The 13,265-nt window shown below is 65.5% G+C and carries 15 protein-coding genes; 7 read left to right on the top strand and 8 right to left on the bottom strand.

Annotation, left to right across the window (positions count from 1 at the left end):
- Positions 1-4 precede the first annotated feature (4 nt).
- Positions 5-649 carry a PAQR family membrane homeostasis protein TrhA gene (trhA, locus tag CEY08_RS15475; protein ID WP_042794327.1) on the bottom strand — a complete coding sequence of 215 codons (645 nt, stop codon included), beginning with the start codon at positions 647-649 and terminating at the stop codon, positions 5-7.
- A gap of 205 nt (positions 650-854) precedes the next feature.
- Here trhA and CEY08_RS15470 point away from each other — a divergent pair, with 205 nt between their 5' ends.
- Both CEY08_RS15470 and CEY08_RS15465 read left to right on the top strand, forming a co-directional pair.
- A complete protein-coding gene (locus CEY08_RS15470; protein WP_076814553.1) occupies positions 855-1,937 on the top strand; it encodes an extracellular catalytic domain type 1 short-chain-length polyhydroxyalkanoate depolymerase in 1,083 nt (360 codons plus the stop codon).
- Positions 1,938-2,064: 127 nt separating this feature from the next.
- Positions 2,065-2,586 carry a DUF1993 domain-containing protein gene (locus CEY08_RS15465; RefSeq protein WP_042794325.1) on the top strand — a complete coding sequence of 174 codons (522 nt, stop codon included), beginning with the start codon at positions 2,065-2,067 and terminating at the stop codon, positions 2,584-2,586.
- 31 nt (positions 2,587-2,617) lie between these two features.
- On the opposite strand, the gene CEY08_RS15460 is transcribed toward CEY08_RS15465, so the two are convergent.
- Together CEY08_RS15460 and CEY08_RS15455 are read right to left on the bottom strand one after the other, a co-directional pair.
- Positions 2,618-3,121 (bottom strand): VOC family protein, encoded by a 504-nt coding sequence (locus tag CEY08_RS15460; protein ID WP_042794323.1) that lies wholly within the window; start codon positions 3,119-3,121, stop codon positions 2,618-2,620.
- A 53-nt stretch (positions 3,122-3,174) separates the two neighbouring features.
- Positions 3,175-3,531, bottom strand: a complete 357-nt coding sequence (locus CEY08_RS15455; RefSeq protein WP_042794322.1) for a DUF1428 domain-containing protein — start codon at positions 3,529-3,531, stop codon at positions 3,175-3,177.
- 171 nt (positions 3,532-3,702) lie between these two features.
- Between CEY08_RS15455 and CEY08_RS15450 the strand changes: the two genes are divergently transcribed.
- A complete protein-coding gene (locus tag CEY08_RS15450) occupies positions 3,703-4,683 on the top strand; it encodes a GlxA family transcriptional regulator (protein ID WP_042794320.1) in 981 nt (326 codons plus the stop codon).
- A gap of 6 nt (positions 4,684-4,689) precedes the next feature.
- Here CEY08_RS15450 and CEY08_RS15445 read toward each other — a convergent pair whose 3' ends face one another.
- Both CEY08_RS15445 and CEY08_RS15440 read right to left on the bottom strand, forming a co-directional pair.
- On the bottom strand, positions 4,690-5,145 hold the full coding sequence (locus tag CEY08_RS15445) for a GNAT family N-acetyltransferase (protein WP_232033824.1): 456 nt from the start codon (positions 5,143-5,145) through the stop codon (positions 4,690-4,692).
- A gap of 17 nt (positions 5,146-5,162) precedes the next feature.
- A complete protein-coding gene (locus CEY08_RS15440; protein WP_076814549.1) occupies positions 5,163-5,717 on the bottom strand; it encodes a hypothetical protein in 555 nt (184 codons plus the stop codon).
- Between the two features lie 425 nt (positions 5,718-6,142).
- On the opposite strand from CEY08_RS15440, the gene CEY08_RS15435 reads away from it, so the two are divergent.
- Both CEY08_RS15435 and CEY08_RS15430 read left to right on the top strand, forming a co-directional pair.
- Positions 6,143-8,590 carry a hypothetical protein gene (locus CEY08_RS15435; RefSeq protein WP_076814547.1) on the top strand — a complete coding sequence of 816 codons (2,448 nt, stop codon included), beginning with the start codon at positions 6,143-6,145 and terminating at the stop codon, positions 8,588-8,590.
- A gap of 97 nt (positions 8,591-8,687) precedes the next feature.
- Positions 8,688-9,167, top strand: a complete 480-nt coding sequence (locus CEY08_RS15430) for a thioesterase family protein (protein WP_042794314.1) — start codon at positions 8,688-8,690, stop codon at positions 9,165-9,167.
- A 23-nt stretch (positions 9,168-9,190) separates the two neighbouring features.
- Here CEY08_RS15430 and CEY08_RS15425 read toward each other — a convergent pair whose 3' ends face one another.
- Together CEY08_RS15425 and CEY08_RS15420 are read right to left on the bottom strand one after the other, a co-directional pair.
- On the bottom strand, positions 9,191-10,066 hold the full coding sequence (locus CEY08_RS15425) for a TauD/TfdA dioxygenase family protein (RefSeq protein WP_042794313.1): 876 nt from the start codon (positions 10,064-10,066) through the stop codon (positions 9,191-9,193).
- Between the two features lie 13 nt (positions 10,067-10,079).
- Positions 10,080-11,048, bottom strand: a complete 969-nt coding sequence (locus CEY08_RS15420; protein WP_063641236.1) for a Bug family tripartite tricarboxylate transporter substrate binding protein — start codon at positions 11,046-11,048, stop codon at positions 10,080-10,082.
- Between the two features lie 94 nt (positions 11,049-11,142).
- On the opposite strand from CEY08_RS15420, the gene CEY08_RS15415 reads away from it, so the two are divergent.
- Entirely contained in the window at positions 11,143-11,790 is a 648-nt protein-coding gene (locus tag CEY08_RS15415) for an IclR family transcriptional regulator (protein WP_063641237.1), read from the top strand.
- A gap of 15 nt (positions 11,791-11,805) precedes the next feature.
- Here CEY08_RS15415 and CEY08_RS15410 read toward each other — a convergent pair whose 3' ends face one another.
- Positions 11,806-12,210: a RidA family protein gene (locus tag CEY08_RS15410; protein WP_042794312.1), complete on the bottom strand. Its 405-nt coding sequence runs from the start codon at positions 12,208-12,210 to the stop codon at positions 11,806-11,808.
- Between the two features lie 140 nt (positions 12,211-12,350).
- On the opposite strand from CEY08_RS15410, the gene CEY08_RS15405 reads away from it, so the two are divergent.
- Positions 12,351-13,259, top strand: a complete 909-nt coding sequence (locus CEY08_RS15405) for a LysR family transcriptional regulator (RefSeq protein WP_042794311.1) — start codon at positions 12,351-12,353, stop codon at positions 13,257-13,259.
- The last annotated feature ends 6 nt before the right edge of the window (positions 13,260-13,265 follow it).

Here is a 13,265-nt window from a genome sequence, read left to right as displayed (position 1 = left end):
GTCTTCAGGCTGCGTACCAGAGCACCGCGAAGAAGTGGCATACCGTGCCGGCAAGCACGAACAAATGCCAGATGAAATGGCTGTAGCGCCAGCGGTTGTCGAGGATGAAAAACGCGACGCCGCCGGTATAGGCGAGCCCCCCTGCCACCAGCCACCACAAACCGCCCGTGGGCACGCGTTCGATCAGGGGATTGACTGCGATGATGACCAGCCAGCCCATCGCGAGATACAGCCCTGTGGAAATGGCCGGGCGGTTAAGCCGCTTGCTGGCCTTCAGCCCCACGCCCAGCAACGCCATGCCCCACACCAGGCCGAACAGGGTCCAGCCCCAGGGCCCGCGCAAGGCTCCCAGGGCAAAGGGCGTGTAGGTACCCGCGATCAGCAGATAGATGGCGGAATGGTCCAGGACGTTGAAGAGCTGCTTTGCGCGGCTCTTGGGCAGCGCATGGTAGATGGTTGACGCGAGATACAGCAGGCACATGGTCGCGGCGAAGACCGCGGCGCCCGCAATGAAGGCGGCGTCGCCCTGGCGCACGGCGGCCAGGATCAGGATGGGGGCGGAGGCCAGGGCGCCCGCGGCGCCGAGGCCGTGGCTGATGGCGTTGGCGATTTCCTCGCCCAGGGTCTGGGGTCTGTCGTTGGGAAACATGAATGCGTCTTGGTTGGATCAGGTCTACACCTTAGGCGCTTTGGTGCGGCGGCTCAAGCGGGCAGGCCGGCCTGCCGAGTGCGTCGCGCTGCCCGTTTGATCTACGGCAACCAGGCTGCAGGGTCAGGAGAAATAAAGCGCTGTCTATAAGTTACGGTGTGATACATTCAGCGCGCAAGCAAACGCAGGTGAACAGGCCCTATCCATGGCGCGCAGTTTTACCAATTTGTTTTTCAAGGCCGCGAAAAAGATCGGCAAATTGCAGCGCGCCGCAATGCGCATGGCGGTTCCCAAGCCCGCCAAAAAGCGTGGCGCGCCCAAGCGCAGGACGGCCAAGTCCGCCGCAGCGCCCGCCACCCGGAGCGCCGCCGCGCCCGCGCTTGGAGCAGGCCGCTGGGAAGCGTCGAGGCAGTTTTCCGACGGTCACGGGCGCCGGCTCACTTTTGCGCGCTATACGCCCGCGGGCGCGCAACGCTCCGGCATGCCGTTGGTGGTGATGCTGCATGGCTGCCGGCAGACCTCCTTGTCCTTCGCCCGCGGTTCGCGCATGAACCAATGGGCAGACGCGGGTGGCTTCATGGTGCTGTATCCGCAGCAATCAATGGCCCGCCAGGTGCAGCGCTGCTGGCGTTGGTTCCAGCCAGATGACGCGCATGGTGGCGCGGAAGCCGATCTGATCGCCGCGCTGATCCGCGCGGAGTGCGCCAAGCACGCATTGGACCCCGAACGCGTGTATATCGCGGGCCTGTCCGCCGGAGCCGGCATGGCCGCGCTGGTGGCCTTGCGGCATCCGCGCCTGATCGCCGCCGTGGCCATGCATTCCGGTCCGGTGGCGGGAGATGCCCACAGCGCCACCGGCGGTATCGGCACGATGCGGCGCGGCGCGCTCAAGCCGCTGCTGCCGCTGCTGGAAAAAGTCGCGGACCCGGCGGTGTTCCGGCTGGGCATGCCTGCCATGATCCTGCAAGGGCAACTCGATCCGACGGTGGCGCCGCGCAATGCCAGGCAATTGTTCGAACAATTCCGCGCCTTGAACGATCTGCCGCCCGACAGCGTGCCGGTCGAACGCGTGCTGGGATTGGGCACCGACAAATCCTACCGCCGCGTGGATATGCTGCGCGGCAGCCGGACGGTGTTGCGCTTGTGCGAGATCACGCTCGTGGAGCACGCCTGGAGCGGTGGCGACGCCTCGGTGCGTTACCACGCGCGCAGCGGCCCCGACGCCTCGGCGCTGATCTGGCGCTTCTTCAAGGGGCAGCGGCGCCTGGCTCGCGAGCCGGCGGAATAGGCCCGGGCGCGCGCTGCCGGGACATGCAGGCCCGCAACCCGGTCACGGCAGGGCAGTAAGATCAGCGTATCCTGGCGCGCCGGCGCGTCCTGCGCCGGCCGCCTTGTTCCTGTCCGGAGTTCCTGCCATGCCACTTTCCATGTACCAGGCCAGCGTGCCTGCCTTCGTCCGCGGCCTGAACGTGCTGGCCGCGCTGCTGCAAAAGGCCGCCGACCACGCCGCGGCCGCCGGAATGGATCCGGCCGAACTGATCAACGCCAGGCTGGCGCCGGACATGTATCCGCTCAGCGGCCAGGTCCAGCGCGCCAGCGACGCTTCCAAGTTCGCCGTGCAGCGCCTGTCGCGCGTGGAGGCTCCCAAATTCCCTGACGAGGAATCCACCTTCGAGCAATTGCAGCAACGCATCGCCGCCACCATCGCTTATCTGCAAGAGGTGGCGGCGGACAAGTTGGACGGGGCCGAGGGCCGCAAGGTCTCGCTTGCCTTCGGCGACTTCAAGCAGGAATTCCGCGGCGACGACTATCTGCTGACGTTTGCGCTGCCGAACTTCTACTTCCACGTCACGACGGCATACGCCATCCTGCGCCATGCGGGCGTGAAGATCGGCAAGCTGGATTTCCTGGGGCCCTACCCGCAGCCCGCCGCATAGCGTTCTTTTCCCGCTTCCGCGGGCAGGGACGTTAGCCCTGTTTCCTGGACGGGTCGCCGCAGCCTTCCATCGGGCCCATCTTCGCCATGTTCTGCTGGACTTCCTCCGGCGTCAGGTCGAACTTGTGGGTGGCGATGGACCAGCGGTGCCCGCAAGGATCCACGACCTGGCCGTAGCGGTCGCCCCAGAACATGTCCGCCACGGGCATCGTCACCTGGGCGCCTGCCGCCACTGCCTGCTTCATGGCGGCATCCACGTCGTTCACGTAAAGATGCAAGGTGACGGGCGTGCCCTTGAGCGCCTTGGGACCGAGGCTGCCCCATTCGGGGAAGTCGTCCATCAGCATCATGACCGAGTCGCCGATGCGGATGGCGGCATGCATGATCTTGCCGTTGGGGCCCGGCAGCCGGGCCAGCTCCTCGGCATTGAAGGCCTTTTTATAGAAATCGATGGCTTGCGCCGCGCCTTCGCACACAATGTGCGGGGTAAGCGTGTGCATGCCTTCGGGGATGGGTTTGCTTGCAGGGTTTGCCATGCGTGTCTCCAGAATATCCAGCTTGCAGAGGGCGGGAAGGATTCCCGCTCGCCTCAGTTACCTACCAGCGTGGTGAAGCCGCCCCAGCACATGCGCTTGAAGTCAAACACCCCTTCGCAGCAGTTCTCGGCCAGGCGCGGATCCGACATGACCTTGGCGTTGATCTGGTCCCGGTCCGCCTTGCTGGCGTAGGTGATCCAGGCGAACACCACGGTCTCCCCCTCGCGCGCCCCGGCGGCCGCGCTGAATGAACCGAAACCTTCTTTGTCGATGTCGTCGGCAACGCATTCGCGGTAGTCCAGCGCGCCGTACTCCAGCCAGACCGCCTGCGCTTGTTGCGCCATCTTCCGGTACGTTTCGAGGTTGGCCTTGGGCACGGCCAGAAGGTAACCGTCTATGTACTTTTCCATCAGTGACTCCTTTGATCCACGTTGTTCTGTTTCCCGCCCGGGACTCCCGCAAGCCGCCCCTGGCGCGGTCCGGATCGCATTCCGGCAAGTGTCACTGTATCGGGATCGGCGGCGATCTCAGATAGGCGATTGCGACAATCTTGAGGGTGGATTGCGACAGCTGGCAGGCGTATGCTCTGCAGGATGAAAAACGTCGCGTTCCTCTTGCCCCTGGGGGCGAATATCGCCTCGCTGGAAACCGCCCGGCATGGCTTTCTGGTCGCCAACGAGTACCTGGCCGCGCACGGGCGCGAACCCCGGTTCACCGTGCGTACGCTCGCCGTAACGCGCGAAGTCCGGCTGGACGACGGCCGCATCACGGTGCAGGCCGACATGGTGCTCGCCGATGCCCACGACATCGATATCTGCATCGCGCCGCCATTGCTGGGTTCGGTGTCCGACGCGGTGCTGTCCAACCGCGAACTGATCGAATGGTTGTCCCGGCATCACCGCGAGGGCGGCGAAGTCGCCAGTTTGTGCATGGGCGCAGCGCTGTTGGCGGCGGGCGGCGTCCTGGACGGCCAGCAGGCGGTGGTCCATTGGGTGGCGCAAAACCTATACGCCAGCCTGTTTCCCAGCGTGCAATGGGTCAGCGATCGCATCGTCATGGCGGACAACGGCATCTACACCAGCGGAGGCGCCTTCTCCGCCGCCCACCTCGTGCTGCACCTGATCGAGAAGTACACCGACCGCGACACCGCCATCTGGTGCGCCAAGTATTTTCAGCTCGACTGGAGCCGCCAGAGCCAGTTGCCGTTCTCGGTATTCGTAGGGCAGAAGGCCCACGCCGACGAGGTCGTGCGCGCGGTCCAGGACTACATCGAAGGCCGCTACACGGAAAGGATCACCGTCGAGGAACTGGCGGACCGCCATGCCATGGGGCGCCGCACCCTGGAGCGGCGGTTCCGCCAGGCCACCGGCAACAGCATCGTGGAGTACGTCCAGCGCGTGCGCGTCGAGGCCGCCAAGAAGCGCCTGGAAACCTCGCGCAAGAGCGTGGCGGAAGTCATGTACGAAGTCGGCTACAACGATACCAAGGCCTTTCGCGACATATTCAGCAAGTACTGCGGCATGTCGCCAGTGGGCTACCGCGAGCGCTACCACTTTCAGTAGCGGCCATCAGCCCTGGTGCCGGTACACGCGCGTATCGCGCATGACGAAGCCCGCTGACTCGTACAGATGATGCGCCGACAGCCGGCCCGGGTTAGAGGTCAAATCCAGTGTCTTGGCTTTCAGTTCGCGGCTTTTGGCGATGGCGGCCCGCGTGAGCGCCATGCCGACCTTCAAGCCGCGGGCCTGTTCGTCCACTACCACATCCTCGATCCACGCCCGCATGCCCGAGGGTATGCGAAAGTGCACCAGCGTGAGCGTGCCCACGATGCGCTTGTCGCCGCCCATGGTCGCGATGAACAAATGGTTGCAGGGCGAGCGGATGATTTCGTCCAGCGCCTCGCGCGAGAGCGGCGCGGCGGTCCTGGACAACTGCGGCAGCAGGCGGGCGAACGCCGCAACCAGCGCGTCGCTGGCCTGCGTGGCCAGCACGACTTCGACGTCGTTTCCTGGAGGGGACATCATGGTCTCCCGGGTGGGGGTTACCTGAGTGTTGTAGCCGACACCCTGTCCGGATACCAAGCGGTGAATTTCATTGCTCCTGCAAGCGCCGCCACCGTCACCGCGATGGCGATGGCCTGTGGCAGCTGCGGCTTGTACAACAGCAGCGCGTCGGCCGCCGTCATGCTTGCAAAGGCCAGCGCCCACGCCGCCGTTACTGCATAGTTCATGCGGGCGTAGCGCCGGTTCCGCCAGACGTACTCGGGTTCCTTTTCCCGTGCGTATTCCAGCGCGAACGGCCGGCGCAACGCCAGGGTCAGCAACACCAGGGCCAGCATGCCGGCGTCGACCCGCAGGCGTGCCTGGGCGATGGTCCAGGAGTCGCCGTCCGCCATGGGCGCGTACAGGGTCAGTCCCATGAAGAGCAGCAGCGTGCCCGTCTCCAGGAGTTTGACGCGCCGCTCGGGGCTGAGCCAGTCGCGCAGCACCAGCCCGGCGGATACGAAGGTGCCGGCAGCAAGTCCTTCCAGCACCCCGACGGTTCTTTCTATGATGACAAACATGATGAATGGCGTGAACGCCAACAGGATATTCATCTTGGTTCCCCGGCCTTGAGCGCGCACCCTGCGCGTTTATCAGCGTCGCCTTGAGAATCAAGACGCGAACTTGTCTATTTACGCCTGTCCGCCAGCGTGCGGCATAACGCGCCGTTCGCCTATCGCCGTGGCGGCGGTGCGCGGATGGACCATTTTTCGGGCGGCGCGGCGCCGTATCGGTCAATCGGTTTGTGTCTGCCGTCCTGGCGGACTAGTGCCGCCGTGAGTAGACTGGCCAATGCATCGTTCATACGATGTACTGCCTCCGAATTCCCTCTGCATCGCCAGGTCGTTTCAACAGCTGTCACAAGCAGGAAGCCGGCGCTTTCGTTCTTTCCAGGGCATCGCGCCGGCCAGGTGTGCGCGTGTATGCGAGACGGGCCCACTTCGCGCGTCCCGTCGAAACTTCGTCCGGGAGAGTTCACATGAGCATCGAGTTACAGATCCAGGCGTCCGTTCTGGGCGTCCTTGCCGTTCGCGCCGTGCAGGCCAGGCTGCGCGCAACTTGTTTCGCACCTGTAGGAGCGGCGTACATCGACCATGCAGACGTGGCAGCGGAGGCGGCGGAAGTGCTTGCCGCCGGCTCCGCCGTGCATCTGCGAATTCCCATTGATGTCTACGTGGCGCCGCGGGCCGCGGTAATGGCCGCGCCCAATGCCGCGCCGGCCGGGGCGTCGACCCCGGCGGGGAGGGTGGGAGTAACTCTGGAGCTGGCCGCGGCCGGCTCCGCCGTTTCCCTGCGCTGCGTCGATGCCGATCTGGGCGCCATGGGCGCAGCCCTGGGGGATGCAGCGGCCCCGGCGAGGGAGGCCATCATCAAGGCGGTCGACTCGCCCGCGGCGGCGGACCTGAGCGCCGCGCTTACCCAGCTGGGCATGCCGTCCCCCAGTTCGGCACGAGTCGAATTGGCCGGCCCTGTCGTCGCCATCCGCTTCGAGCCCGCGGGCAGCGCCCGCAGCCGCCTGTTCGGCGGCCACGAATGGGGATTGTTCCTGGACGGTTCCGCGGTCGAGCGTCTGGCCAGTTCAAGGGTGCCCACCGGATTGCAGGACCGCGTTCCATCCCTGGCCATCGCCGCGCATTGGCGGCCTGCCGGCGCGGTGCCCCACGTGGACATCGATTACCGTGGCAAGGCGCAGGTGCCCGATCCCTTCGCTGGCGACGTCGACGGCACATTGGGTTGCGATTTTTCGCTGACGCCCACCATTACCAAATTCCTGCGTACTACGGTGCGATGGTCCCTGCACATCAATCTGGGCGACCTGGTGCCGGGCTTCATCGATAACATGGTTGAGGACCGAATCGCCGATGCCATGGATCCCGCCAGGTTCGGCGGCACGCCCGTAGGCAAGCAGGCGTTCTACATAGACAGTCCCTTGCCTGAACTGGCCTTCGGTGGAGCCCGCTGCGTCTATGCCACCGTCATGGCGGCGCCCGAAGGCATGACCCTGGGCGGACCGGTGCGCTTGCCGCTGGATCCGGGCAAGGACACGCTGCAGCCCTCGGTGCACCCCTTCGGCCTCCCATACCGGCTGGACATCTGTTCGATCCTGGCCAGGACCGGCAGCGGGGCGCCCCGCAAGACGGTCACGCTGGATGAGGTGAGCACAGGCGGCAGCGTATGGATGGAGGGCTGCGGCGCGTTTTGCGACGTGGAAGTGGTTGCGCCGGGGAGCTGGATCGCAACGTACATGTCGCGTCCCCCAAGCGGCACGGTGGACGAGACGCAACAGATAGATGTGACTGTGCCCTCTGCCATCGCGCAGGGTATCAACGAGCCTGTGCGTTTCATCGTGCGCACCGCTCGCGGGGTCCGGCTGATCGATCTGGGAACGCCGCCGGATGTGGAGCTGGACGCCAACGGCCACGTCACCAATGCGCACGTGTCCTACATCGACAACTGCCTGTACATCCCGGAGGGAGAACACGACGCCTACGGTATCAATTGGGGGCGGGGGCACGGTTTGAACCACAATATGCAGCCGCCGCCCCTGGAAACGCCGGACTGGCAGACCTATCTGGGCAAGGCGAGCGGCTTGGACGTGCAGATCGTGAGCCTGCACGGTTTGGAACCGGGTGAACTGATCCAGTATCGTTCGCGCGATCATGCCGTGGAGGTTGCCGCCGATAGTAGCGGGCGTGCCGTGGTACCGGTATTGCGTCCGCTTTCCGCGCAACAGGAACCAGCCAGCCTCATTCGCGTGAACCGGCGTGGCATCGCCGGACACTTCGAGGTCCAGGCCGCCGTGCTCGCCGGGCAGGCCAGCGTGCCGGCTGCCGGTCCGCACCGGCTCGACACCGCAGCGGGCGGCGGTGCGGTGCTGACCACCCGGTTGCGCGACCAGGTTTCCGTGCATGAAATCGGCCGGCTCAATACCGTTACGCTGCTACGGCGCGAAACGCTCGACATTCCCGGCGCGGCGAGCGCACCGCCAACCCATGCCGCGAGCGCCAATCTTGCCGGCATGGCCGCGCTCAACCCACAACCGTTGCCGCCGGGCGTAGTGGGGTCCCTGGGCCGGCAGCGCCTGTCTCCGGGAGCCGCGGCATCGCTGAATCCGCAGCCGCTGCCTCCGGGGGGTGAAGTGTCGCTGAATCCGCAGCCGCTGCCTCCGGGCGATCCAGGCCGTGCTTTGCATGCCGCGCTGCCGGGTCTGGTGTCGTTATGGAGGGTCCCGGGATTCGCGGATGCGCCCGTCGCCCTGGCCAGGATGGCCGATGGTTCCACACTGGTGGTGGAACTGCGGTCGCAAGGCGGCGTACGCGTGGCGGGAACGTTTCGCGGGCCGATAGGCGAAATGTCGGGGGCGGGAGACTGGGCATCCGCGCCGGCGGCCGGCGGCGTGGCCCTGTACCGGGTGCGACGCGGTTGAGGGCGTCCGTGGCCCGCGCCGGCATCGCCGCGAATTGATCCGCCAGCCGGCGTCGGCTAAGGTCATGGGCTGAACGGAACCCACTCCGAGGAAACCCATGACATTAGCGCTGCCGTCCACGACTCTCAGCGTGGATCCCGCCTGGATCGACGAGTACGGCCACATGAACGCGGCCCACTACGTAGGCATCTTCGACCGCGTCGGCTTTCAGCTGCTGCGCGAGGTCGGGGTGGGGCTGGACTACACCGAGGCCACGCGCTGCGGCATCTATACGATGAACGTACACGTGGCCTATCTGCGCGAAGTGCTGGCGGGCGATCCGCTGGCGCTGCGCATCCGCCTGCTGGAAGCCGACGACAAGCGGCTGCTTTGCCTGATGGAACTCATGCAGACCCGCGATGGCTACGTGGCGGCCACGATGGAACAGCTTTCCTTGCACGTGGACCTGGATACGCGGCGCGCCAAGCCTTTCCCGCCGGAATTGGCGCAACGGCTGGCGCGCACCGTGGCGGAGCACGCCGCGCAGCCGTTGCCGCAAGGCTATCGGCGGCTGCTGCCGCTGAAGCCGCCGCGCTGAACCATTGCGGGCGGCTTGGAGGCCTAGCGCGCGACCGCAATCGGCCTGTCGCCCGAGATCGTAGTGCGGTGCATTTCGCGGTCGAAGCCGTCGTAGTCGTTCATTGCCAGATGCTGGGTGCAGCGGTTGTCCCACAGCGCTAGCGAGCCCGGCGCCCAGCGGAAGCGGCAGGTGAATTCCGGCCGCGCCGCATGACGGTAAAGGAACTGCAGCAGAGGCTCGCTTTCTTCCTGCGTCATGCCGTCAAAGCGCAGCGTGTAGGTGCTGTTCACGTACAGCGCCTTGCGGCCTGTGGCCGGATGCACGCGCACCGCAGGGTGGACCACTTCGCTCGCGGCGCGGTCGTCGGTGCGCACGTCCATCTTGTGAGCGGGGTCTCCATTGTTGACCACGGCGCCGCCAGCGCCATAGGAACGGACTGCGCTGTGCACCGCGCCCAAGCCGTCCAGGATCTGCTTGAGGCGGTCGGACAGCGCGTCATAGGCCCGATACATATTGGCCCACATGGTGTCGCCGCCATAAGGCGGAATGACGCGGCCATACAGCGCCGAGCCCAGCGGCGGCTCTTCGGCATAGCTCATGTCCGAATGCCACAGGCCGCCGAACAGGCGCCGGGTGGTTTCCGACTTGCCTTTCATGACGGGCAGGATGGTCGGGTGCCCGTCCAGCGCCCGCACGAACGGCACTTCCAGCAGCTCGCCGAAGCGCGAGCTGAAATCGATGTGCTGCTGCGGGGTCAATTGCTGGTCTCGGAAGAAAACCACCAGGTGTTCGTGCAGCGCGGTGCGTACCTCGTCGAACTGATCGTCCGACAGCGGCCGTGACAGGTCGATGCCGTGGATTTCGGCGCCCAGCGCGCCGGCGATCGGGCGGATTTCCAGATGGCGATACGTGGTCATGCTTGTCTCCTTGCTATTGAAGCTTGATCTGCGCCTTGCTGACCAGCGCGCCCCATTTGTCGGTTTCTGCCGCGATGTAGCGGCCGAAGTCCGCCGGCCCTTCGGCCGAAATGATGCCGCCCATGGCGTTTATCTGTTCGCGCACGTCGGGCATCGCCAACACGGCCAGCAATTCCTGGTTCAGGCGTTCGATGATGGGTTTGGGCGTGGCCGCCGGCGCCAGCACGCCGAACCATCCGGCGATCTCGTAGCCGGGCAGGCCGGCCTCGGCCATGGTCGGCACCTCGGGCAGCTGCGGCGAACGTGCCGTGCTGGTGATCGCCAACGCCCGCAGCTTGCCGGCCTTTACCAGTTGCAGCGCCGAGGGCATGTTGTCGAACATCATGGGCACGTGGCCGGCCACCGTGTCGTTCAGACCGGGCGCGCTGCCGCGATACGGCACATGTGTCAGGCGCACGCCCGCGGACGAGGCGAACAGTTCGCCCGCCAGGTGCAGTGAGGTACCCGCGCCAGGCGTGGCGTAATCCAGCGGTTCCTTGTTTTTCTTCGCGTAGGCGATCAGCTCTTGTACCGAACGGACGGGCAGCGATGGATTCACGACCAGCAGGTTCGGCACGCTCATCAGCATCGTCACCGGCGCCAGGTCGCGCTGCGGCTTGTAGGGCAGGTCCGGATACAGAGCGGGATTGATGGAGATGGGGCCGATATTGCCCATCACGATGGTGTAGCCGTCGGCGGGCTGCTTGACGGCGAAATCGGTGCCCACGTTGCCGCCGGCTCCGGCCTTGTTCTCGACGATGACGGGCTGGCCCAGCCGTTCTCCCAGCTTGTGGCTGACCAGGCGGGCCAGCATGTCCGTGGATCCGCCCGGCGGGTAGGGCACGATCCATTTGACCGGCTGCGCCGGCCACGTTGCTTGCGCTGCGGCGGATCCCGTACAGAACACGAGACCCGCCGCCAAGGCGAGTGCGATGCGTTTCATTGATATGTCTCCTTCCCTGGCTCGCCGGTCTTGCCGGAAGCATCGTTTATGTGTATTGTTCACCTAGTGATCAATACGTTTAGTAGGTGAACGATTGAAGAATAATAGATCGATACAGCGGTGTCTATCCATCATGCGGGCCTTCCGCGGCAACGGACGGCCCACGTTGGCCGAACTGGCGCGCGCGGTCGACCTGCCGCACGCGACCGTGCTGCGGTTCCTGCAGACGCTGGAAGAAGAGGGTTATGCCGCGCGCGAAGACAGTCGCTGGCGCCTGACGCCGTTGGTGTTCGAGCTGGGATTTGCCGCCATGGAGAGCCTGGGCGTGACGGACACCGTGCAAGAGATCCTGCAGAAACTGGCCGACGCCTATTCAGGCACATCCAATCTGGGCGAGGCCAACCCCGAAGGCGTAATCATCATCGGCCGCGCCATGGCGCCAGCGGAACGCCGCCGCCTTGTGGTGATGAACCTGCGCGTGGGTAGCGTGCTGCCGCCGGCCAGCGCGCTGGCCGGCGGCTTGGCCTTGGCTCCAGGGCAGTGGACCCGGTTCGATTATCCGGACAGCAACCAGGTGTCGGTCGCGGTGCCCGTGCCGCGGGCGGGTTCGCGCCTGCTGTCGGTGGGAATATCGGTTGCCGCCCCAGAGGTGGAAGGAAACCGGTTGGAGGCCGATATGGTCCCCGCTTTGCAGCAGGCGGCAGAGACCATTGCCGGCGTGATCCGGGTCGGCGTAGTGTGAGCGAACAGCCAGGGGTCAGTCCTGGGCGGCTTGCGGCAGCTTCGCGATCACCTTGATTTCGAAATCGAAGCCGCTGAGCCAGGTCACGCCCACTGCTGTCAGCGTCGGGTAGGGCGCCGCGCCCCAGTATTCCGGCACCACCTGCCAGATGGTCTCCATCCTGGAGGCCGGATCGACCATGAACACCGTCGCGTCGACTACGTCATCGAAGCTGCAGCCGGCCGCTGCCAGGATGGCTTGCAAATTGCGGAATGCAAGTCGCACCTGCTCCTGCAGGTCCGGCTCCGGCGTGCCGTCCTCGCGGCTGCCTACCTGTCCCGACACGAACAGGAATCCGTTGGAACGGATCGCGGGGGAGTAGCGGTGGCGTTCATAGAGGGCATGGCGCCCGGCGGGAAAAACAACGTCGCGTTTGCTCATTGTGAGTCTCCATCGATGGGCCGAATCCGGCCCGGCATTGACGATGTAGGCACTTTAGGTGGCGTGGCGTCCGCGATAAACGCGCAAGTCCAACCATCACTGTTTGTAGAATCCAAATAATCCGGAAAGCGGGAGCAGAGATGGACCGTTTCGATGCGATGCAAGCGTTCGCCCGCGTGGTGGAAACCGGCAGCTTCACCAAGGCGGCCGAAACCCTGCACATGAGCAAGACCAGCGTGACGCAATTGGTGCAGCAACTGGAGGCGCGCCTGCGCGTCAGGCTGCTGAACCGCACCACCCGGAAGGTCAACGTGACGGCCGACGGCGCCGTCTACTATGAACGCGTGCTGCGATTACTGGCCGATATGGACGATGCCGAGACCAGCCTGTCCGGCGCCTCCGCGCTCCCGAGGGGGCGCCTGCGGGTGGACGTGCCCAGTCCGCTGGCGCGCATGATCCTGGTGCCCGCGTTGCCGGCCTTTCATGCGCAATACCCGGACATCCAGTTGGACATGGGCGTGAGCGACCGGATCGTCGATCTGATCGGCGAGAACGTGGATTGCGTGGTGCGCGGCGGCGAACTGACCGACCAGTCCCTGATGGCGCGGCGTGTGGGGGACCTGCGGCTCGGCGTCTACGCGGCGCCTGATTACCTGAAGCGCGCCGGCGCGCCCGCGCATCCGCGCGATCTCGAGAACACGCATCATCGTATCGTGGGCTTTTTGTGGGCGCGCAGCGGCAAGGCTTTGCCGTACGCCATGCGCCGCGATGGAGAAAGCGTCAAGGTGCAGGGGCGCTACGTGCTGGCGGTCGACGACGGCAACGCCTATCTGGCGGCAGGCCTCGCAGGAATGGGCGTGCTCTGGCTGCCCGACTACATGTCTCGTGGCCACGTCGAGCGGGGCGAACTGATCCCGTTGTTCGAGGATTGGCGCCTGGACTCCATGCCGATGTACGTTGCGTATCCGCCCAACCGGCACGTGAGCGCCAAACTGCGGGTTTTCATCGACTGGGTCGCCGAATTGCTGGGCCAGTACGCGCCGCAATAGGCCCGT

The organism is Achromobacter insolitus (assembly GCF_002209555.1).
Lineage (GTDB): Bacteria > Pseudomonadota > Gammaproteobacteria > Burkholderiales > Burkholderiaceae_B > Achromobacter > Achromobacter insolitus.
Note: the sequence above shows the minus strand (reverse complement) of the source record. Positions and strands in the feature narration are given on the sequence as shown.

Excerpts from the sequence above, each read along its gene's own strand:
- CEY08_RS15470 (WP_076814553.1), top strand. The coding sequence starts at position 855 with ATGGCGCGCAGTTTTACCAATTTGTTTTTCAAGGCCGCGAAAAAGATC.
- CEY08_RS15430 (WP_042794314.1), top strand. The coding sequence starts at position 8,688 with ATGACATTAGCGCTGCCGTCCACGACTCTCAGCGTGGATCCCGCCTGG.
- CEY08_RS15450 (WP_042794320.1), top strand. The coding sequence starts at position 3,703 with ATGCTCTGCAGGATGAAAAACGTCGCGTTCCTCTTGCCCCTGGGGGCG.
- CEY08_RS15455 (WP_042794322.1), bottom strand. The coding sequence starts at position 3,531 with ATGGAAAAGTACATAGACGGTTACCTTCTGGCCGTGCCCAAGGCCAAC.
- CEY08_RS15425 (WP_042794313.1), bottom strand. The coding sequence starts at position 10,066 with ATGACCACGTATCGCCATCTGGAAATCCGCCCGATCGCCGGCGCGCTG.
- CEY08_RS15460 (WP_042794323.1), bottom strand. The coding sequence starts at position 3,121 with ATGGCAAACCCTGCAAGCAAACCCATCCCCGAAGGCATGCACACGCTT.
- CEY08_RS15445 (WP_232033824.1), bottom strand. The coding sequence starts at position 5,145 with ATGATGTCCCCTCCAGGAAACGACGTCGAAGTCGTGCTGGCCACGCAG.
- CEY08_RS15405 (WP_042794311.1), top strand. The coding sequence starts at position 12,351 with ATGGACCGTTTCGATGCGATGCAAGCGTTCGCCCGCGTGGTGGAAACC.
- CEY08_RS15435 (WP_076814547.1), top strand. The coding sequence starts at position 6,143 with ATGAGCATCGAGTTACAGATCCAGGCGTCCGTTCTGGGCGTCCTTGCC.
- CEY08_RS15410 (WP_042794312.1), bottom strand. The coding sequence starts at position 12,210 with ATGAGCAAACGCGACGTTGTTTTTCCCGCCGGGCGCCATGCCCTCTAT.
- trhA (WP_042794327.1), bottom strand. The coding sequence starts at position 649 with ATGTTTCCCAACGACAGACCCCAGACCCTGGGCGAGGAAATCGCCAAC.
- CEY08_RS15440 (WP_076814549.1), bottom strand. The coding sequence starts at position 5,717 with ATGAATATCCTGTTGGCGTTCACGCCATTCATCATGTTTGTCATCATA.
- CEY08_RS15465 (WP_042794325.1), top strand. The coding sequence starts at position 2,065 with ATGCCACTTTCCATGTACCAGGCCAGCGTGCCTGCCTTCGTCCGCGGC.
- CEY08_RS15420 (WP_063641236.1), bottom strand. The coding sequence starts at position 11,048 with ATGAAACGCATCGCACTCGCCTTGGCGGCGGGTCTCGTGTTCTGTACG.